18 protein-coding genes are annotated in these 19239 nt (G+C 62.4%); 11 read left to right on the top strand and 7 right to left on the bottom strand.

What is annotated here, in order from left to right:
• Positions 1-233: 233 nt before the first annotated feature.
• The 10 genes from ACSQ8R_RS16890 to ACSQ8R_RS16845 all read left to right on the top strand — a co-directional run bounded on the left by ACSQ8R_RS16890 (position 234) and on the right by ACSQ8R_RS16845 (position 10288).
• Positions 234-1115, top strand: coding sequence for a helix-turn-helix domain-containing protein (locus ACSQ8R_RS16890; protein ID WP_436254450.1), 882 nt, complete (start codon positions 234-236; stop codon positions 1113-1115).
• Between the two features lie 148 nt (positions 1116-1263).
• Positions 1264-2379 carry an SMP-30/gluconolactonase/LRE family protein gene (locus ACSQ8R_RS16885; RefSeq protein ID WP_436254449.1) on the top strand — a complete coding sequence of 372 codons (1116 nt, stop codon included), beginning with the start codon at positions 1264-1266 and terminating at the stop codon, positions 2377-2379.
• Between the two features lie 92 nt (positions 2380-2471).
• Entirely contained in the window at positions 2472-3230 is a 759-nt protein-coding gene (locus tag ACSQ8R_RS16880) for an alpha/beta fold hydrolase (RefSeq protein WP_436254448.1), read from the top strand.
• Positions 3231-3432: 202 nt separating this feature from the next.
• On the top strand, positions 3433-3642 hold the full coding sequence (locus ACSQ8R_RS16875) for a 2TM domain-containing protein (RefSeq protein WP_255761089.1): 210 nt from the start codon (positions 3433-3435) through the stop codon (positions 3640-3642).
• 108 nt (positions 3643-3750) lie between these two features.
• Positions 3751-5022, top strand: coding sequence for an MFS transporter (locus tag ACSQ8R_RS16870; protein WP_436254447.1), 1272 nt, complete (start codon positions 3751-3753; stop codon positions 5020-5022).
• Between the two features lie 44 nt (positions 5023-5066).
• Positions 5067-5768: a dihydrofolate reductase family protein gene (locus ACSQ8R_RS16865; protein WP_436254446.1), complete on the top strand. Its 702-nt coding sequence runs from the start codon at positions 5067-5069 to the stop codon at positions 5766-5768.
• Positions 5769-5830: 62 nt separating this feature from the next.
• The gene (locus ACSQ8R_RS16860; RefSeq protein ID WP_436254445.1) at positions 5831-6841 is read left to right on the top strand and encodes an aldo/keto reductase; all 1011 of its coding nucleotides are present in this window, start codon (positions 5831-5833) and stop codon (positions 6839-6841) included.
• 159 nt (positions 6842-7000) lie between these two features.
• Entirely contained in the window at positions 7001-8155 is a 1155-nt protein-coding gene (locus ACSQ8R_RS16855) for a hypothetical protein (protein WP_436254444.1), read from the top strand.
• Positions 8156-8354: 199 nt separating this feature from the next.
• Positions 8355-9401, top strand: coding sequence for a P1 family peptidase (locus ACSQ8R_RS16850; RefSeq protein WP_436254443.1), 1047 nt, complete (start codon positions 8355-8357; stop codon positions 9399-9401).
• Positions 9402-9421: 20 nt separating this feature from the next.
• Positions 9422-10288 (top strand): D-amino-acid transaminase, encoded by an 867-nt coding sequence (locus ACSQ8R_RS16845; protein ID WP_436254442.1) that lies wholly within the window; start codon positions 9422-9424, stop codon positions 10286-10288.
• A 7-nt stretch (positions 10289-10295) separates the two neighbouring features.
• Here ACSQ8R_RS16845 and ACSQ8R_RS16840 read toward each other — a convergent pair whose 3' ends face one another.
• From ACSQ8R_RS16840 to ACSQ8R_RS16810, 7 genes are all read right to left on the bottom strand, one after another.
• Positions 10296-11180 (bottom strand): LysR family transcriptional regulator, encoded by an 885-nt coding sequence (locus ACSQ8R_RS16840; protein ID WP_436254441.1) that lies wholly within the window; start codon positions 11178-11180, stop codon positions 10296-10298.
• A 62-nt stretch (positions 11181-11242) separates the two neighbouring features.
• The gene (locus tag ACSQ8R_RS16835) at positions 11243-12751 is read right to left on the bottom strand and encodes a serine hydrolase domain-containing protein (protein WP_436254440.1); all 1509 of its coding nucleotides are present in this window, start codon (positions 12749-12751) and stop codon (positions 11243-11245) included.
• A 55-nt stretch (positions 12752-12806) separates the two neighbouring features.
• A complete protein-coding gene (locus ACSQ8R_RS16830; RefSeq protein WP_436254439.1) occupies positions 12807-13550 on the bottom strand; it encodes an ABC transporter ATP-binding protein in 744 nt (247 codons plus the stop codon).
• Positions 13547-14374 (bottom strand): ABC transporter ATP-binding protein, encoded by an 828-nt coding sequence (locus ACSQ8R_RS16825; RefSeq protein ID WP_113284338.1) that lies wholly within the window; start codon positions 14372-14374, stop codon positions 13547-13549. The genes ACSQ8R_RS16830 and ACSQ8R_RS16825 overlap by 4 nt, the downstream gene beginning before the upstream one ends.
• A 4-nt stretch (positions 14375-14378) precedes the next feature.
• Positions 14379-15281, bottom strand: a complete 903-nt coding sequence (locus ACSQ8R_RS16820) for an ABC transporter permease (protein ID WP_436255503.1) — start codon at positions 15279-15281, stop codon at positions 14379-14381.
• Positions 15278-16291, bottom strand: a complete 1014-nt coding sequence (locus ACSQ8R_RS16815; RefSeq protein WP_162732458.1) for an ABC transporter permease — start codon at positions 16289-16291, stop codon at positions 15278-15280. The genes ACSQ8R_RS16820 and ACSQ8R_RS16815 overlap by 4 nt, the downstream gene beginning before the upstream one ends.
• Entirely contained in the window at positions 16288-17886 is a 1599-nt protein-coding gene (locus ACSQ8R_RS16810; RefSeq protein WP_436254438.1) for an ABC transporter substrate-binding protein, read from the bottom strand. Before ACSQ8R_RS16810 ends, ACSQ8R_RS16815 begins: the two co-directional genes overlap by 4 nt.
• 211 nt (positions 17887-18097) lie before the next feature.
• On the opposite strand from ACSQ8R_RS16810, the gene ACSQ8R_RS16805 reads away from it, so the two are divergent.
• Complete coding sequence (locus ACSQ8R_RS16805; RefSeq protein WP_436254437.1) at positions 18098-19135, top strand: dipeptidase; 1038 nt, start codon at positions 18098-18100, stop codon at positions 19133-19135.
• Positions 19136-19239 lie beyond the last annotated feature (104 nt).

The raw sequence follows: 19239 nt of genomic DNA, 5'->3' as shown, positions 1-19239 counted from the left end.
GCGCAAGAAAACGCCGGGGTGCCCGGAAGCCAGCCGATGCTGACGTGTTTTAACCGGATTTAACTCGCCGAACGGCGCTGGTCGGGCAATAATCTTCCTATTCTTCAAAGCCCGCCATTCGGCAGCCCGTCGCCTTTGCCGTCACAGGTGAACTCCGTCCAAAGGGCGGGGATCCCTGTCGGCTTGGCTGCGGTTTGCCGAAACGGTCGAGACTTCAATCCGGAGACGACCGAATGCCGCTGCTCACTCACGGGGATCGAAAATATCAGCTCAGCACGCTCGTCGGCGACGCGGCCGAATGGGAGGGGCTGCGCGTCGAGCGCAGGCTTATCGGGCCCGGCAGCCAGAACTGTGTGCGGCCGGAATGCACCGAGCTCGTCCACATCCTGTCAGGCCGTGCGAAGGTGCGGCGCAGGGGCGACGGGCAGATGCAGGAGGGCATCGCACGGCCCGGGACGAGCTGGCTGGTGCCGGCCGGCACGCATGAGACGTTGCTCGAGCTGGACGGTGCGGTCGAATGCCTTCTCATTTTCCTGCCATCCAGGCTGCTCGACGAGAGCGCACTCGCCGATTACGGGATCGACCCGGACAAGACGCAATTGGCGTATGCAGGCGGCTTCAGCGATTCAACCCTGTCGCAGATCGGCGCGAACCTGCATGGTCTTCTTGGCCGTGACCCCAGCCCCATCGACCGCATCTTCGCGGATGGACTGCGGACCACGCTCGCGGCTCATCTCATCGGCAATTACACGGTCGATCGCTGGCAACATCCTGCGCGGGCGCCGTCGCTCGATCCGAGGCGGTTGAAACGGGTGCTTGATTTCATCGAGGCGAAACTCGGCGACGACATAGCGCTGGAGGATCTTGCGCGCGAAGCCTGTCTCAGCCCCTTCCATTTTTCGCGCCTGTTCCACGAAACGACCGGACTTCCGCCGCATCGCTACGTGATCGAACGACGGATCCAGGCAGCCAGGAAGATGCTCACTTCCGGACAATCGACGATAGCCGAGATCGCTCTCGACGCCGGCTTTGGATCGCAGGCCAATTTCGCCCGTACCTTCCGCAGGATAACAGGTCTGACGCCGCGACAGTATCGCGGATTGCCTTCCTATTGACCGGTCGGGCGCCGGCATCGCCGTCGGATGGATAAAGAACAGCAATATGCGTTCATAGCTGCGCAAAATCTCGAAATACCCGGATCGGCGCACCGTCTAGAAACGGCCGTGGTGTCCGTAGCAATTCGCTCCCGCCCGGAGGCATGACGTGAACGCGACTTTTGTTCGAAGATCAGCCGGTATTGCCGGCCTGCTTTTGGTCGGAGCGACAGCCTATCTGTGCTTCTGGCCGGTTCCCGCCGAGCCGGTGTCGTGGGCAGCTCCGATACCGCCCGGCTACACCGGCGCCCATGCCGTGAATACGCGCCTCTCCGGTCTGCGCCGGATCGGCATCGGAAACGAATTCGGCCCCGAACACATCGCGATCGGACCGGACGGCAAGCTCTATGCGGCGATGACCAGCGGCAATCTGCTGCGCATGGATGCCGATGGCGGCAACCGGCAGGTCTTCGCCAATACGGGCGGGCGGGTTCTTGGTTTCGACTTCGATGCTGACGGGCGGATGATCGCCGCGGATGCGATGAAAGGCTTGCTTGCCATCGATGCCCATGGAGATGTGAGCCTGCTGACAGATCGCGTGACCGCCGATGATCCGATCGGTTATGCCAATTCCATCGTCGTCTCGCCGGACGGAACGGTCTATTTCACCCAGTCCTCCGCCCGCTTCCTTCCGGCCGCATGGGGCGGCACGCTGGAGGCCAGCGTGCTCGACATCATCGAGCAAGCGGCAACCGGCCGCGTGCTTGCCTTTGACCGGGCGACCGGCAGCACGCGCATCGTCGGCCACGGTCTCTCCTTCGCCAACGGGATCGCCCTGTCGTCCGACGGGCAGAGCCTGCTCGTCAACGAGACCGGCCGCTATCGGATCTGGAAGATCGAAACCAGCGCGAAAGACCTGGACGTGCGCAGCGGCTCCCCGCAGGCCCGCGTGCTGCTCGACAATCTCCCAGGCTACCCGGACAACCTGATGCGGGGACGCGACGGACGTATCTGGGTCGGCCTGTTCAGGCCGCGCAATCCGGCGGCGGATTCGCTCTCCGAACGGCCCTTCCTGCGAAAGATACTGCTGCGGCTGCCGCGATCCTTCCTGCCGACAGGCGAATTATACAGTCACGTCTTCGCCATCGACGAGGAGGGCCACGTGACCGAAGACCTGCAGGATCCCGGCAGCGCCTATCCCGAGACCACCGGAGCGACCGAAACGGCCGATCGTCTCTACATCCACAGCCTGCATGCTCCGGCGATCGGCTGGTTGCCCCGATAAGGCGCCCGTCCGCCCGGTCCATTCTCTCCAGCGACATTTCGCACGCCCCGCCGCATCCGCGGCGGCGGCCAACCCAGCAAAGGAGAACTGCCATGTCTTTCAAGCATGTCGCCGCCGCGGCCGCCATCACCGCGGCCGGGCTTGTTTCACCTTCCTCAGCCGCCGACGCCCCAGCCATCGTACTGGTGCACGGGGCCTGGGCCAACGGATCGAGCTGGGCGCGCGTGGTGCCGCTTCTGCAGGCGCGGGGGCTGGACGTCATTGCCGTCCACAATCCGCTGTCTTCGTTCGAGGCGGACGTTGCAGCGACGCGCCGCGTGATCGACGATCAGAAGGGCGGCGTTATCCTCGTCGGCCATTCCTATGGCGGAGCCGTCATTACCGAGGCCGGCAACGGGGAGAAGGTGCGCGCGCTGGTCTATGTCGCAGCCTTTGCGCCGTCGCCGGGACAGTCGGTCAACGCCATCGTCGGGGCAGCACCCCAGCCGCCGGAATGGTCGAAGGAGATCCACGCGGACGCCAAGGGCGCGCTCACCTGGTCCGCGAAGGGAATGGCGCGTTATTTCGCGCCCGATATTCCAGCCGGTGAGGCGGCATTGCTGGCGGCAACCCAGGCGCCGCTTTTCGCCGGCGCCTTCGACGGCAAGGTGACGTCCGCCGCCTTCACCCACAAGCCGAGCTGGTTTGTCATCTCCGACAACGACCAGATCATCCCGGCGGGCCTGCAGCAGGCCTTCGCGCAGACGATGAAGGCGAAAACGGTCCACGTCGCATCGAGCCACGTGCCGATGCTGTCGCAGCCGCAGGCCGTGGCGGACGCCATCCTGGCGGCCGTCGAAGGCAGCCGATAGGCAACCGCGGCGGCCGAACGGAAACAGCAATCCCACTCAAAGGGACAGCAATATTCGCAAAGAGCGCGACCGCTCGATCGGACTATCCTGCAAGCCGTAGAGAGACGGCTCCGGAAAAGTACGGAGCCGTCATCGTTCCCGGAGACGCAATCCGCAATCGCGTCTCCGGGAAGTCGCCAGATCAAACATCATGGAGAGCATCATGAAACACGCCAGCCCAGAACAGAGGCAGCTCGGCCTGCGCATCCATGCCGTCGTCTTCATACCGGCCATCGTCGTGCTTCTCATCGTCAATCTGTTGACCGGCTCGCCCTACTGGATCGTCTGGGTGGTGCTGGGCTGGGGCATCGGCCTCCTGGCCCACTGGCTGTCCGTCCGCCGCTACGGCGATCGCAATGCCGGCACTCCCTGAGATCCTTCGCTGGTCTTCAGGCCGATTGCCGCAAGTTCGTCAGGGCACCCGGCCCGGCCGCGAGCCGTTGCCGCCCCCAGGTGCAATTTCCAGAACAGGGGATGACGCATGTCCGTATCAAACGATCCCGCAGCGATCGAAGCGGCCGCAAGAGCGGTCACCGATAACTCCCCTGCCACCCCGGAAACGTCCCTCACTTCCGGAACAAGCACCGGCTGGCTGACCTTGCTGGCACTGGCTTTGGGAACGTTCTGCATCGGCACGACCGAATTCGCCAGCATGGGGATTATCCAGCTTTTCGCTGCAAGCCTTGACGTCGACCTGCCGGCGGCGACCCATGCGATCACCGCCTACGCGATCGGCGTGGTCGTGGGTGCGCCGGTCCTCACGCTCGCCGCCGCGCGGCTGAACCGGCGCACGCTGCTGCTTCTCCTCATCGGCGTTTTCATCGTCGGCAATGGCCTCTCCGCCATTGCCGCCAACCTGAATTTCTTCGTCGTCGCACGCTTCATATGCGGCCTGCCGCAAGGCGCCTATTTCGGTGCGGGTGCGGTGGTTGCGTCGCATGTCGTCGGTTCCGACCGCTCGGGACAAGCCTTTGCGATCGTCATGACCGGATTGACCGTTGCGACCATCTTCGGCTCTCCGCTCGCGACATTTCTGGGGCAAACCATCGGCTGGCGGGAGACCTATCTGTGTGTCGCTGCGCTCGGCATGTTCTCCTTCCTCTCGATCTGGTTTTGCGTTCCCCGCACATCCGAGCTCGATGGCGCATCCGTCACCCATGAACTGAGCGGTCTTCGGAAAGGCCGGGTCTGGGTGATGATGGCGGTCGCCGCGCTGGGTATTTCCAGCATCTTCGCCGTCTATACGTTTATCGGGCCGTTCGTGACGGATCTGCTGCTGTTCGGCCCGGAGGCGATACCGCCGGCTCTGGCGCTCTTCGGGATCGGCATGACCGCCGGCAACCTCTATGGCGGGCGGTTGGCGGACAGCCATCCTAGCCGGGGCATTGTCGCGGGTTATGGATGCGCCCTCCTGGTGCTTGTCGTCCTGGCTTTCTGGGGCTCGAACCCCTGGGTGCTGTTTTCGGCACTGTTCGGTGTCGGAGCAACCATGATGGCGGCGATCCCGGCGATCCAGGTGCGGCTGACCAGCCTTGCTCCGGAATCCGTCACCCTGATGGGCGCGATGAACCTCGCGTCGCTCAATGTCGCCAACGCGCTCGGCGCCTGGGCGGGCGGCATGACGATCGGCGCGGGGCTCGGCCTTCTGTCGACCGTCTGGGCAGGGTTCATCCTGACCTCGGCGGGACTGATCCTGTTCATGGCGACGATGGCGGCGCGACCTGCCCGTCCGGGCATAAGGTCGTTGCCATGACTGTTCCTGCCTCACCCGGCGACGAGCTGATTTGCGGAGCGATCATGAGACCCCAGGTCATCTTGCACATGATGTCCAGCATCGATGGCCGGATCACCGCGGCCGGTTGGCCGAATTCGGTCGATGCGGAGGAAACCTACGAGACGCTGCATGGGGACCTGCGCTGCGACGCATGGCTGGTCGGCCCGGTGACCATAGCGGAGTTCGCGGAAGGCGAACCCCGGCCGATCGTCACCGATCAGATCTATCCACGCCGGACGTGGAAATCGGCCGGCGCCGGAATGGCCCCCTATGCCATCTATCTCGACAGGTCGGGGAGCTTGCACCTCAACCGGGAACGGGTAAATGGCGACGCCCTGATTGCCGTCCTGACCACCGGCGTATCCGACCACCACCTGGCCGAGCTTCGAAGGGACGGCATTTCATATATCTTTGCCGGTGACGCCGATCTCGACCTCGATCGGGCGCTGAACATCCTTCGCGCCGAGTTCGGCATCGAAACTCTTCTGCTGGAAGGGGGCGGCACGATCAACGGAGCTTTTCTGAAGGGTGACCTGATCGACGACGTCAGCCTGCTGATCCTGCCGATCGCCGACGGCAAGCCAGGCACGCCGACGACCTTTGACCATAATCTCGGGAAGGCCCGGCTTCTTCGCCTCGTTTCGGTGAAGCCGCTTGCCGGAGGTATGCTGCATATCCGCTACAGGGTTTTGCCAGGCGGCCCGCGGCAACCGGATATCGAGTAGACTGAGTTCGGACCGGCCGGGCCACGGATGTCCGCCCTCAACAACATGAAGGACGATCGGAAATGGCACTCAAGGATTTTCTCCCCAGCCGGCTTGGATTCGGGGCGGCTCCACTCGGCAACATGTTCCGCGCCATTCCCGAGGATGAAGCGCTTGCGACGGTGGAGGCCGCCTGGAGCGACGGCATACGTTATTTCGACAACGCTCCCTTCTATGGCGCGGGCCTGGCGGAAATCCGCATGGGCGAAGCGCTCGCGAACAAGCCGCGCGAAGAATATGTGATCAGCACCAAGGTTGGCCGGCTCGTGCTCGACGAAATCGAGGACGTCAGCGACAGCGGTTTCGGGGAGAACGGCGTGTTCAAATACGGCCGCTCCAACAAGGTCGTGAACGATTATTCGGCCGATGCCACGCTGCGATCCATCGAAGGCAGCCTCGAAAGGCTGAAGACCGACCACATCGAAATCGTCTGGGTGCACGACATTGCCCAGGATTTCTATGGAGACGAATGGCTGAGTGTGTTCGAAAGCGCACGCACCGGGGCGTTCAGGATGCTCGACAGACTGCGCGACGAAGGGGTCATCAAGGCCTGGGGTCTTGGGGTGAACCGGGTCGAGCCGATCGAACTCCTGCTTGACCTGAAGCAACCGCGTCCCGACGGCTTTCTGCTGGCCGGAAGATATTCGCTGCTGGATCACGACCGCGCGCTGCAGCGTGTGATGCCGGCCGTCGCCGAACGGGGCCTTGGCATCGTCGTCGGTGGTCCCTACAGTTCCGGCGCCCTCGTCGGCGGCCCGAATTTCGAATATGCGCCCGCGACCCCGCAGATCCTGGACAAGGTTGCCCGGATCAAGGCGATCGCCGACCGCCACGGCGTCAGCATGAAGGCCGCCGGCCTGCATTTCGCGCTGGCCAACCCCGCGGTCGCCGGCGTCATTCCTGGCGCCAGCCGGCCTGAGCGTATTTCGGAGGATCGCGCCGCCTTCGAGGAACGGGTGCCGGTCGATTTCTGGCAGGAGTTACGCCAGATGGGCCTCATCAACCCTGTCGCCCCGGTACCCGATATGGATTGAGCGCAAGGACCCTGAAGATCTGCAGGGATGATCCAGGGTCGTCGCCTCCTTTCATCATTCCGTCAGTCGACAAGTGTCTATCTCGCTATCCGGTGCGGCTTTCGTCCCGGGTTTTGCAGGGCGTGAACCGCCTGCATTTCCAATCCAAAGGACCTGAACATGTTCGCTGCCTTGCATGAATCGCGTCGTGGGCTGTCGCTTGCGGCGGGGACCTTCATTTCGCTGTCGGCCGCGACTACATCCGCACACGCCCACGTTAAGTGGTTTGCGCCCTATATCGTTGGAGCGCCGCCGGAGCCGGTAACGTCGACCCTCGTCAATACGTGGTTCTGGGTCGGGATGGGACTGGTCTTCGTGTTTTTCGGCCTGACGCGCGCTGTCGAGCGAAGCGCGTATGGCGGCATGGCGCTGGACATGCTCGACAGGATCACCGGACCCCTGTGGCAGCGGCTGGACGATTACATCCGAGCCATTATCGGTGCGTTCTTCGTCGCGATCTTCGCCGTCGGTGGCGTATATCTGACCCCCGATCTCAAGACGCCGGCGGAATGGGTCTCCTGGCTCCAACTGGTCATCGCCGGCATGATCTTTTCACGCCGGACCATGCCGATCGCCGGGCTTGGCATCATTGCCTTGTGGATATTGGCGCTGCGGGACTATGACCTTTTCCATCTCTTCGACTATCTCGCGCTCGGTCTCGGCGTTGCCGCCTACCTGATCCTCGAACCGTCAAAGCGCGAAAACTGGCGGGTTCATCGTTTCGAGGCGCTTCGCTGGGGTCTGGCGATCGCGCTGATGTGGTCCAGCCTTGAGAAATTCGCCTTTCCGAGCTGGTTTTATCCGCTCGTCATCGAAAAACCTTTCCTGACATTTGGCATGCCGCGCGACGTCTTCATCCCGATGGCGGGCGTCACCGAATTCACGCTGGGACTCGGCCTCGTCTGGACACCGCTGATCCGCCGGCTTTCGGCGATCGCATTGCTGGTCATCTTCACGGCCGCCGTCTGGCCCTTCGGCCGCGTCGATCTGATCGGCCACGGGCTGATCATGGCGATCCTGCTCGCCGTTGCCGCGGACCACAGCCGCGAGACCCACTTCCTCCCGGAGTTCAAGAAAAAGATCCGCCACATACCTGCTGGAATAGCTGCGGCCTTCGTGCTCTATGGCTCGGCGTATTGGGGATTGCATTTCGCCTTCTACGGTCCGGAGCGATATGCCGGCCCTGCGATCACGGAGAAGACGACGCATTCGCACAGTCCGGAATATCCGCACGGGCCGCAAGTCGGCGAGATCCCCCATGGAATACAAAAGTAGTTCTCAGCCGGGCAGCAAACGCAAGGTGAGCGACCGCAGAAGGACGTGAATATCAATCGGATTCACGATGCTTCCCTGGCCTGACGACTGGAAGGCAGCGTGGATTGCAAAGCCGGCATGAAACTATTCCGTTTTTATCATGTCCGTAGCTCTTCGTCTGAAGTACCCTATCGGTAACTTGGATCTCAGAGCTCATTCAATGACTTATGAAAGTCGTGCCCGTTTGCGTTCGCTTGGCATATCCGTTGGCCACTACCCTGTGGGTATGCTGAACGCGATCACCGACGTCGCGGGTGTTTCGGTCGGCCATGTCACTTGCGTCGAGGGCGACCGGACACGCACGGGGGCAACCGCCATCCTGCCGCATGCCGGCAATCTGTTTCAGGACAAGGTGCCGGCGGCGCTCGCCGTCTTCAACGGATTCGGTAAGTTCGCCGGTTCGACGCAGATCGCCGAGCTCGGCGAGATCGAGACGCCGATACTGCTCACCAATACTTTGGGCGTCGGTCGCGCGATCGAAGCCATCAACCGCCATACACTGGCACAGGCCGGGAACGAGCGCGTCGTGTCGCTGAACGCTGTCGTCGGTGAGACCAACGATGCCCGGCTCAACGATATCCGCGCGGCGCGGCCGAGCGTCGATGAAATGCTGGAGGCGCTTGCCGCTGCCAGAAGCGGTGCGGTCGAAGAAGGTGCGATCGGTGCGGGCACCGGCACGGTGGCATTCGGACTGAAGGGTGGTATCGGCACCAGCTCACGCGTCGTTCCTGTCGCGGGTGCGTCCTATACGGTCGGGGTTCTCGTACAGTCGAATTACGGTGGAAGGCTGAGCGTCGCCGGCCGGCCTTACGAGGCGGAAGGTCATGACAAGGATGGTTCGATCGTCATGATCGTCGCGACTGATGCGCCGCTCTGCTCACGAAATCTCGGACGTCTTGCGGAGCGCTGTTTCGGCGGCCTGGCGCGCACCGGTGCGGCTCTCAGCAACGGGTCCGGCGATTATGCGCTCGCCTTCTCGACGGCGGAAGACGTGCGCCGCACGCCCGAGCGTCGCAAGGCGGTCGCCAACTATCCCGTTCTCTCAAACGACGTCGTCTCGCCGCTCTTCGAAGCCGTTATCGAGGCGAGCGAGGAAGCTATTCTCAATTCGATGACGATGGCGACGACCACACACGGCTACAATGCCGGGACCGGCAAGCCTTCTACCGTTCACGCGATTTCGCTCGACGCCCTCAAACGTCGCTGATTTTTTTGACTGGAGTGCCAATGACTGCCGCCGAACCCCGCACCGTCTACCTCAACGGTGCCTTCCTGCCCGAAAACGAAGCCCATATTTCGATCTTCGATCGTGGCTTTCTGTTCGGTGACGGGATTTACGAGGTGACCGCCGTTCTCGACGGCAAGCTGATCGACAGCCCGCTTCACATGGCGCGCCTTGAGCGCAGCGTACGGGAAATCGGCGGGATATTGCCGATCTCGACCGAGGAGATCGTTGCGATCGAAAAGCGTTTGGTCGCCGAGAACAAGCTGACCGAAGGCGTCATCTACCTGCAATACACGCGTGGCGCCGAAGATCGCAATTTCCTCTATTCGGATAACCTCCAGCCGACCTTGCTGCTGTTTACCCAGGCAAAGACGCTGGAACATGTGCCCGCTGTGGAAAGAGGCCTGAAGGTCAAGATCGTGCCCGACCAGCGTTGGGAGCGTCGCGATATCAAGACCGTCTGCCTGTTGCCGCAGGTTCTCGCCAAGCGCATTGCCAAGGCGGAAGGCTGCGACGAAGCCTGGATGGTCGAGGAGGGTTTTATCACCGAAGGCGCCTCGTCGACGGCCTATATCATTACCCATGACGACAAGATCGTAACCCGGGCCAACGGCAATGCCACGCTGCCGGGCTGCACGCGTCTGGCCGTGCTCGATCTTGCCCGCGAACAGGGGCTGATGATCGAGGAGCGTCCGTTCTCGGTCGAGGAAGCCATCACGGCGCGGGAAGCCTGCCTGACCAGCGCGTCGAACTTCATCGTGCCGATCACCTCGATCGACGGCAAGCCGGTCGGCGACGGCAAGGCCGGCCCGATGTTCAAGCGCCTGCGGAAGCTCTACATGGACAATGCCCGCCGCACCGCAATCTGACGAAAATTCAGCCGGCGGCCAGAACGTCCCAGATGCGTTTGACAATGGGCCGCCGGTTTTCCTTGGAGCGATAGAGCCGGATCTCGACGCCGATTTCCCATTGCGGCTCCGCAGCCCGTACCAACCGGCCATCGGAGAGTTCCGCGGTTACCAGGCTCTCCGGTATCCAGGCAATGCCCCAGCCTGCCATTACCATGCCCTTGAGGCCGACCGACATGCTGCCGACATGGACACGATTGTCCGACGGCAGGTGATCGGCCATGGCGCCGGCGACGAGTTGGCCGAAGAACGAGATCTTTTGATAGCTGACATGCGCGAAACCCGGCTCGATGCGATGCCGCGGCTGCCCGTTGGCATCCGGCACGGTAACCGGAATGATGATTTCTGCGCCAAGGCGATGATGTTCGAATTGCGGATCGAGCAGCATCGGGACGTGCTCGTTCTGGTAGGTCAGCAGGAAATCGGAGTCCCCGTCGACCAATGAGTTGAGGTTTTCCTCCATGCTGCCGGAGTCCGGCCGCATATGCGAAACGATCGGTCCAAGCTTCGCATTCAGCGCGTTCAGCCAGTTGGGGAAAAATGTGAAGGACAGCGTGTGCAGCGCCGTTACGGTAACCGTGCGGGCGTCATTGCCTTCCTCGTGCTGGAGATTGCGGCGAGCTTGGTAGAGGCTCTGCAGGGTCTGCTCTGCAATCGGCACGAAGCGTTTGCCGGCATCGGTCAGTCGCGACGGATATGTGGCGCGATCGATCAGGCTGGCGCCGACCCAGGTTTCCAGCTGCCGGATCCGGCGGCTGAAGGCCGATTGGGTGACATGCCGTTCTTCCGCCGCCTTGGAAAAATTCAGCGCCTGGGCAAGTGCCAGGAAATCTTCAAGCCATTTGACTTCCACCACAAGCTCCAATGGAAAACCGACCGCGCTTCTCCCTTGGTCTGATTGGTGGAAAAACGCAATCAGCCTGCGCGGCTATACTCGATCATTCTCGCCCGTGAAAGGACGAGTTCGAGCCGGTTTTCGGACAGGAGACGGAGGCAGACGCGCTTCGTCCAGGGGCCGTCCTTCAGGGTGAACAGGAAACGGCCATTGCCAAGAGCCTTGAGCGGCATGCGATGGCGAACCGGGCCGACACCCATCACCACGGCATCGCCGGCGATCTCGAAACAAGCGCCTTCGTCAGAGAGCCAGCGACCGGCAAGCGACGCCGGTATGCCGGTATCGACGGCCGGCAGCAGGCGGCGCGCGGGATGACCGATCTCGCCGACGACCGCTGGGCCATCCATCTTCAGGCGCATCGGCGAGGAGGCGGAAAAGGACGAAACGAATTCGCCGTCGTCCGCGTAAACGGTCTCATCGGCATCGAGCCAGGTGACGGTGGAACCTTTGACCTCGATCCAGAAGGGACCGGTCTCGGTCACATAGAGACCGTCCGTCAGCGCCGCCGAGGGGACGGGCGGGGCAAGGCCGAGCAGAGCCGCCATGGCCTCTTGGGCGATCTTGTTGCCATTGGTGTCTTCGCGGTTGGAGACGATGACGAAACCCATTTTGCTTTGCCGATCGAGCAGGAAATAGCTCTTGTAGCCGGGATGAGAACCGCCATGGCCGGTAAACTCGTGCCCACCGAGGAGTGTGCGGCGCAGGCCGAGACCGTAGCCGCTTTCGCGGCCGTCGGAGAGGGCACGCGGCGCGGCCAGTCGGTCGAGTACGCCGGCGAGCGAGCCTTCACCGGCGAGCATGGCGCGCAGCCAGTTGGCAAGGCTCGTCGCACTTCCGGTCATGCTGCCCGAGGCGGAGATATGCAGGCCGGCGGCGGAGAGCTGCCATTTTTCGCCGTCATGCCAGTAACCCGGCACAAGGCCGGCAACCGCATCGTTCCAGAGATCCGGCGCGTCCAGCACGGCATCGGTTTTCGCGCCGGCGGAGCGGATGAAATCGCGGAAGAACAGGCCCTTGCGCTCGAGCGCTGTTTCGACCAGCCGATAACCGGTGTTGGAATAGGAGATTTCGGTACCGGCTTCGTAGTTCAGCCGCGTCTGACGGGCCAGGAACTCCATCAGCGGCCCGGCCTTCGTTTCGGTGTAGACCGACAGGCCGAGCAGCGAGAGGCATTCGCGCGTATCGGGCAGGCCGCCGCTCATGTCGAGCGCCCGGCCAACGGTGACGCTCGCGAGCGGTTCCTGAAGCTCCGGCAGATGCAGGCCGAGCCTATCGTCGAGCGAGATCGCGTCCGGGTGCGACAGGACCATGGTGCAGAAGGCATGTTTGGTGACGGAGGCGTAACGCACCACCGTATCGGCGGTGAAGGGGGACATGGTCGAAAGGTTTTCGACGCCGCCGACTTCGGCGAAACGGATGCCGTTTTCGTCGAACCCGATCACCGCGCCGCCGGGCTGGTCGGCGCCCCAGCTGGCAGCGAACTTTCCGGCGGCTGCCTGCGCCGCTTCCCAATTGGCCGTGATCGACATGTAGTTCTCCAATAACCCCCGAAAACCGGACCCTGGTCCGCCAGAACCTAGAAGGTCAGACCGGTTCTTCGAGTTCGACGCTCAGGTTGCGCAGTTCGCGCGTGTGCGGGTGCTGCACATTTCCGAGCCGCAGATCTTCGACCGTCACCTGCTCCACCATGTGGCCGTCGATCATCACGCCGACACGCGAGCAGAGATGCGATATGACGCTGAGATTGTGGCTGACCATCACATAGGTAAGGTTCTGCTCGATCCTGAGATCGGCCAGAAGATTGAGGATCTCCGCCTGCACGGAAACGTCAAGCGCGCTGGTCGGCTCGTCCAGCAACAGCACCTGCGGCTCGGCGATCAAGGCGCGGGCGATCGCCACGCGCTGGCGCTGCCCGCCGGAGAGCTGATGCGGAAAGCGGAAGCGCGCCGATTGCGGCAGCGCCACCGCCGACAGCACCTTGGCGATGCGGGCGTCGATATCGTTCATGCCGTGCACGAGCGGAAGTTCCGACAGGATACGGTCGATGGTCTGGCGCGGATGCAGCGAACCGTAGGGGTCCTGGAACACCATCTGCACCTTGCGGAAGAAGGCCGGCGGGCGCTTCAGCGGCGCGTCCTCACCGGAAAAGGCGATGCGGCCGGACCAGTGGTTGTTGAGGCCGGCCATGGCGCGCAGCACGGTGGATTTGCCCGAGCCGCTTTCGCCGACGATGCCGAAGCTCGCGCCATGGGCCACCTTGAAAGAGACGCCCTTGACGACTTCCTTGTCACCGAAGCTGATGCGCAGATTGTCGGTCTCGATGGTCATTTCAGCCACTCCGGATCACGGGTCAGCACGGGCAGGCGCTCCTTGGGATGGATCAGCGAAGGCATGCAGTTCAACAGCCCGCGCGTATAGGGATGCTGTGCGGAAAGGAGCTCGGACGCCTTCAGCTCTTCCATCACCCGCCCGGCATACATGACGGCGACGCGATCGCAGAAATGCGAGACGAGCGGCAGATCGTGGCTGATGAGCAGCAGGCCCATGCCGCGCTCCGACACCAGCTCCTCGATCAGCCGCAGGATCTCGGCCTGAACGGTCGCATCGAGCGCACTGGTGGGTTCGTCCGCGATCAGCAATTCCGGGTCCGGCGCCAGCATCATGGCGATCATGACGCGCTGTCCCATGCCGCCGGAAACTTCGTGCGGATAGGAGCCTGCGACCTTTTTCGGATCGCGGATCTTCACCTGTTCGAGAAGCGCAATCGCTGCTTCCAAAGCCTGTCGCTTGCTGCCGCCCTTGTGGGTGCGCCAGGCTTCCGCCACCTGGCTGCCGATGGTCTTCACCGGGTTCAGCGAATATTTCGGGTCCTGCAGGATGAAGCCCGCCCGCTTACCGCGGATCTGGCGCATCTCTCTTTCGCTGGCGGACATGATGTCGATGCCGTCGAAGGCCAATCTGTCGGCTTCGATGCGCGTCTGCTTGGGCAGAAGTTTCATCAGCGCGCGGGCGGTGAGGCTCTTGCCTGAGCCGCTTTCGCCGACGATGCCAAGCTTTTCGGTACCGAGCTTCAGCGACACGCCCTTGACGGCGGGCGCGAAGCCGGTGCGGCTCTGGAAGCCGATATGGAGATTTTGGATTTCGACCAGCATCGGCTCAGTTCCCCTTCGGATCGAGGACGTCGCGCAGTGCGTCGCCGAGGAAGTTGAAGGCAAGCGAGACGAGCAGGATAGCGACGGCCGGGATCATCGGCACCCACCATTGTTCGAAGATGAAGCGCTTGGCGGTGGCGATCATCGCACCCCATTCCGGCGATGGCGGCTGCGCGCCCATGCCGAGAAAGCCGAGCGAGGCGGCGGTGATGATGATCGAGCTCATGTCGAGCGTGACGCGGACGATCAGGCTCGGCGTGCAGAGCGGCGCGATATGGCGGAAGATGATCCGCCAGGACGAAGCGCCCGTCAGCCGATATGCGGCGATGAAATCGCTGCCGCGCACGGTCAGCGTTTCGGCGCGCGCCATGCGGGCATAAGGCGGCCATGCGGTGAGCGCGATGGCGAGAACCGCGCTTTCGACGCCCGGCTTCAGCGCCGCGACGAAGGCAAGCGCCAGAACGAGGCGGGGGAAGGCCAGAAAGATATCGGTGATGCGCATCAGGATCGTATCGACGATACCGCCGAAATAGCCTGCGATGCAGCCAATGGCGAGTCCTATCGGTGCGACGAGGACGACAACGGCGATGACCATGCCGAGCGTGACGCGGGCGCCGTAGAGGATGCGGGTATAGACATCGCGGCCCAGCTCGTCGGTGCCCAGCCAATGCGCGGCGCTTGGTGCTGCCAGCCGGTTGCCCAGTTCTTGCGTTGCAGGATTGTGGGTGGCGAGCAGCGGCGCGAGGATCGCCATCAGCACGAAGATCCCGATGATCGTCAGCCCGATCATGCCGAGCGGGTTGCCCTTGAAGTTCAGCCAGGCGCGGTAACGGTTGCCCCATGCGGCCTGACGGCGCGAGGAGGGCGTTTCGCTGAGCGCCCAGTTACGGAAAGCGGAAGTCATTATTGCACCCTCGGATCGAGCAGACGGTACAGAATGTCCGCGAGTAGGTTGAGCCCGACATAGATCAGGCCGACGAGAAGCGTCGAACCGATGACCGGGTTCATGTCGGCGTTCATCAGCGAGGTCGTCAGATATTGGCCGATGCCCGGCCAGGAGAAGACGGTCTCGGTGACGACCGCGCCTTCGAGCAGACCGGCATAGGTCAGCGCCAGAACCGTGATGAGCTGGACGGCGACGGTCGGGAAAGCATGGCTCCAGACGACCTTGAGGCCGGAAAGCCCCTTGGCGCGCGCAGTGATGACATATTCGCCCTTCAGTGCATCGATCATGAAGGCGCGTGTCATGCGGGCGATATAGGCCATGGAAAAATAGGCGAGGATGATCACCGGCTGGGCCATATGCGCCAGCGCATCCCGGAAGGCGTCGAGATCGCCCGCAAGCAGCGTATCGACCGACATCAGGCCGGTCACCGTCGGGATCATGCCGTCATAGATGATGTCCTGACGGCCCGGCCCAGGCGCGATGCCGAGCGCCGAATAGAAGATCAGCAGCGAGATCATCGACAACATGAAGACCGGCACGGAATGGCCGGCGAGGCAGAGCACGCGGATCGCCTGGTCGGTGAACGAACCTTGGCGGACGGCGGCCCAGACACCGAGCGGAATGCCGACAAGGGTGGCCAGCAGCAGGGCTGCGGTGGCAAGTTCGAACGTGGCCGGGAAGAAGCGGGCGATATCGGTCGCGACCGGGTTCTTGGTGAGAACCGACATGCCGAAATCGCCGTGCAGAAGCTGGCTCAGATAATGCAGGAACTGCACAGGAATGGGTTGATCGAGCCCCATTTCGGCGCGTACCCGCAGGATGACATCCTCCGGCGCATTGTCGCCGACGGCGGCGATAACCGGATCGACCGGCATGACGCGGCCGATGAGGAAGGTGAGGACCGTGAGGCCGAACAGCGTCAGGATGACGCTGCTCAGCATTGCGGAAAAGGACTTAAGCCGGTTCTTCAAGCCTTTTTGGTCTCCAGGTAGCTATTGCCTTCGGACAAGACGCCCAGACGGAACCCTTCCACGCCAACCCGGCAAGCCGCGGTCTTGGTGGTCTGGAACATGACGGCGAACGGGCTGTTTTCCATGAAGTCGCGCTGCAAGGCCTCGTAAAGCGCGATGCGCTTGGCCGGGTCCTTCTCGTCGCGGGCGGCCTCCGCCTTGGCGGCGAGAGCGTCGTCCTTGAACGAGGAGCGCCATGCGAAAGGCTTGTTTTTGGCGTTTTCCGAATTGTCCTTGTTGATGCAGAAGACTTCGGCATTCGAATTCGGGTCGAAATAGTCCGTGCCCCAGGCGGACAGCGCCATCTCGTGCTGGCGGCCGCGCATCTTGGTCAGGACCTGACGGTTCTCTGCCGATTGCAGCTTCACCCGGATGCCGATTTCGCCGAGGTTTGCCTGGATCGCCTGGGCGAGATCCGGGTAGGGTTGGGCGGCATAATGATCGAGGGTGATTTCAAAACCGTCCTTCAGGCCGGCTTCCGCCATCAGCGCCTTGGCCTTTTCGACATCCCGCTTATAGGGCAGATCCTTCACCGTACCGGGGAAGCCCAAAGGCTCCATGCTCTGGTGCACGACGTGGCTGAGCGGAATGATGTTCTTCTGGATGCCTTCGTAATCGAGCGCCCATTTCACGGCCTTCCAGACCTGCGGCTTCGCGAGGTTCGGGTTGGACTGGTTCAGCGAGATCAGCACCAGCGAAGCGATCTGCTTCCGGATGAGGGTGATGTCCTTGTCGTTCTGCGCAGCCTTCAACTGTTCGGACGTAAGGTCGCGGGCGATATCGACATCGCCTTTCTGCAGCATGAGAAGCTGGGAAGACGGATCGACCACATGCCGGACGATGACGCGCTTCAGATTGCCCTTGTAAGGGCCATGCGGGTTAAGCTGCAGGGAGATGCTTTCTGACGCCTTCCAGGCCTGCAGCATGAATGGACCGGAGCCGGCGCTGTTCTTCTGCAGCCAGGCATTGCCGAGGTCGTTATTGACGGCGTTCGCCATGACGACCTTCTTCTCGACGATCGCGCCGATATTCGCCGAGAGGCAGAACAGCAGGAAGGAGATCGAGGTCGGCTTTTCGGTCGTCAGCGTGACGGTCTTGGCGTCCTTGGCGACGATACGGGCCTCGACGTTATCGGCGGTGAAGCCGAATTGGTTGATGATGAAGGCCGGGCTCTTGTTCATCTTGATGGCGCGCTGCAGCGAGAACGCAACGTCCTCGGCGGTGACGTCCGCGCCGGAGGAGAACTTCTGGTCGGAGAGCTTGAAGGTGAAGACCTTGCTCTCGGCATCTGCTTCCCACGAAGCGGCGACAACGGGGACGACTTGATCCGGATTGTCGTTATTGGCGCGCACCAGCTTCTGGTACATGTTGCTGATCATTTCGCCACCGACGGCCTCAAAACCCTCATGCGGGTCGAGGCTGGTCATGTTGTCGAGTTGCTGGGCAACGACCAGGATATCCTTCGGCGTGGCCGCGAATGCGGTGTCTGCCAGTTCGAGATAGGACAGGAAGGGCAGGGCAGCGCCGCCGATCAGAAAGTTACGTCTGGATACCATTATTCTATTCCCCTTGAATGGCCGGGCCTCCGGAAATGCGGGAGGCCGGTTAAGATTTTGCCGAAAAATGATGCAAGCCTCATATCAGGCGCCATTTCAGGCGACCAATTCCGTTTTTCGAATGGGTTATGCGCGGTTTGCATTTGCGGCCGCCGCGCCGGCTACGTACGGATAGTCAAAAGTCCCATGCTTTGGCAGGATATTTCAGGAAATGCTCAACGATTTGCTCCCGGTCTTCGATGGCCATAACGATGTTCTGCTGCGCCTCAGGCGCGCCGGTGGTGAAGATCCGGTGAAGCGGTTTCTCGAAGGTGAAGAGGCGGGGCATATCGACCTGCCACGCGCGAGGGCCGGTGGTCTCGCAGGCGGTCTTTGCGCCATTTATGTCCCGTCGCCAAGCATGACCAAGGATGCCAACGGCGATTTCCCGACGCCGGCTCAGCCGGATGCCTTGAATGAAACGCTCGCAATGGCGCGGCTGCTGTTCGATATCGAAGCACGTTCGCAGGGCGCAGTGACAGTCTGTCGCAACGCCGCGGATATCCGCCGATCGATCGAATCCGGTAGTTTCGCAGCCGTCCTTCATATCGAGGGAGCCGAAGCTGTCGCAGCCAATCTCGACGCGCTGCATGTTCTCCACCAGGCCGGCCTTCGTTCGCTCGGCCCGGTATGGAGCCGCCCGAACGTATTTGCTTACGGCGTTCCCTTCCGCTACCCGTCTTCGCCGGATATCGGCCCGGGCCTCAGCGATGCGGGCCGCGACCTCATCCGGACCTGCAACGAGCTGAAGATCATGGTCGATCTGTCGCATATGAACGAAACCGGTTTCTGGGAGATCGCGAAAATCTCCAGTGCGCCGCTCGTTGCTTCCCATTCGAACGTGCACGCGCTCTGCCAGCACAGCCGCAACCTGACCGACCGCCAGCTTGACGCCATCAGGGACACGGGCGGCCTGGCCGGCATTAATTTCGGCGTCCTCTTCCTGCGCGATGACGGTATCAAGGACCCGAACACCGGCCTGAACCTCATCGTCCGCCACGTCGCCTATATCGCCGAACGCATCGGCATCGAGCATGTGGCGCTCGGCTCGGACTTCGACGGTACGACTATTCCGGCCGAGATGAAGGATGCGGCTGGCCTGCCGCGTCTCGTCGAAGCACTTCGCCGCCACGGTTTCAATGATGCGGAGCTAAAAAAGATCGCCCATGAGAACTGGGTCTCCGTATTGCAACGCAGCTGGGCGGCCTGATCGCCGCACCGACGGTTTGCCGGCTCTCCATATGCATGCGGCGCCTGCACAACGCCCGCGACAGGCGGGCAAATCGTCTGTCGCGGGTATAGATGTAAATTGTT

Origin of the sequence: Neorhizobium sp. LjRoot104 (assembly GCF_964253725.1) — a bacterium.
Taxonomy (GTDB): Bacteria; Pseudomonadota; Alphaproteobacteria; order Rhizobiales; family Rhizobiaceae; genus Neorhizobium.
This window is presented reverse-complemented; position numbering and strand designations above follow the sequence as displayed.

Coding starts and splice junctions, on each gene's coding strand:
- ACSQ8R_RS16880 (WP_436254448.1), top strand. CDS start 2,472: ATGTCTTTCAAGCATGTCGCCGCCGCGGCCGCCATCACCGCGGCCGGG.
- ACSQ8R_RS16865 (WP_436254446.1), top strand. CDS start 5,067: ATGAGACCCCAGGTCATCTTGCACATGATGTCCAGCATCGATGGCCGG.
- ACSQ8R_RS16830 (WP_436254439.1), bottom strand. CDS start 13,550: ATGACCATCGAGACCGACAATCTGCGCATCAGCTTCGGTGACAAGGAA.
- ACSQ8R_RS16875 (WP_255761089.1), top strand. CDS start 3,433: ATGAAACACGCCAGCCCAGAACAGAGGCAGCTCGGCCTGCGCATCCAT.
- ACSQ8R_RS16850 (WP_436254443.1), top strand. CDS start 8,355: ATGACTTATGAAAGTCGTGCCCGTTTGCGTTCGCTTGGCATATCCGTT.
- ACSQ8R_RS16810 (WP_436254438.1), bottom strand. CDS start 17,886: ATGGTATCCAGACGTAACTTTCTGATCGGCGGCGCTGCCCTGCCCTTC.
- ACSQ8R_RS16855 (WP_436254444.1), top strand. CDS start 7,001: ATGTTCGCTGCCTTGCATGAATCGCGTCGTGGGCTGTCGCTTGCGGCG.
- ACSQ8R_RS16835 (WP_436254440.1), bottom strand. CDS start 12,751: ATGTCGATCACGGCCAATTGGGAAGCGGCGCAGGCAGCCGCCGGAAAG.
- ACSQ8R_RS16825 (WP_113284338.1), bottom strand. CDS start 14,374: ATGCTGGTCGAAATCCAAAATCTCCATATCGGCTTCCAGAGCCGCACC.
- ACSQ8R_RS16890 (WP_436254450.1), top strand. CDS start 234: ATGCCGCTGCTCACTCACGGGGATCGAAAATATCAGCTCAGCACGCTC.
- ACSQ8R_RS16870 (WP_436254447.1), top strand. CDS start 3,751: ATGTCCGTATCAAACGATCCCGCAGCGATCGAAGCGGCCGCAAGAGCG.
- ACSQ8R_RS16845 (WP_436254442.1), top strand. CDS start 9,422: ATGACTGCCGCCGAACCCCGCACCGTCTACCTCAACGGTGCCTTCCTG.
- ACSQ8R_RS16805 (WP_436254437.1), top strand. CDS start 18,098: ATGCTCAACGATTTGCTCCCGGTCTTCGATGGCCATAACGATGTTCTG.
- ACSQ8R_RS16860 (WP_436254445.1), top strand. CDS start 5,831: ATGGCACTCAAGGATTTTCTCCCCAGCCGGCTTGGATTCGGGGCGGCT.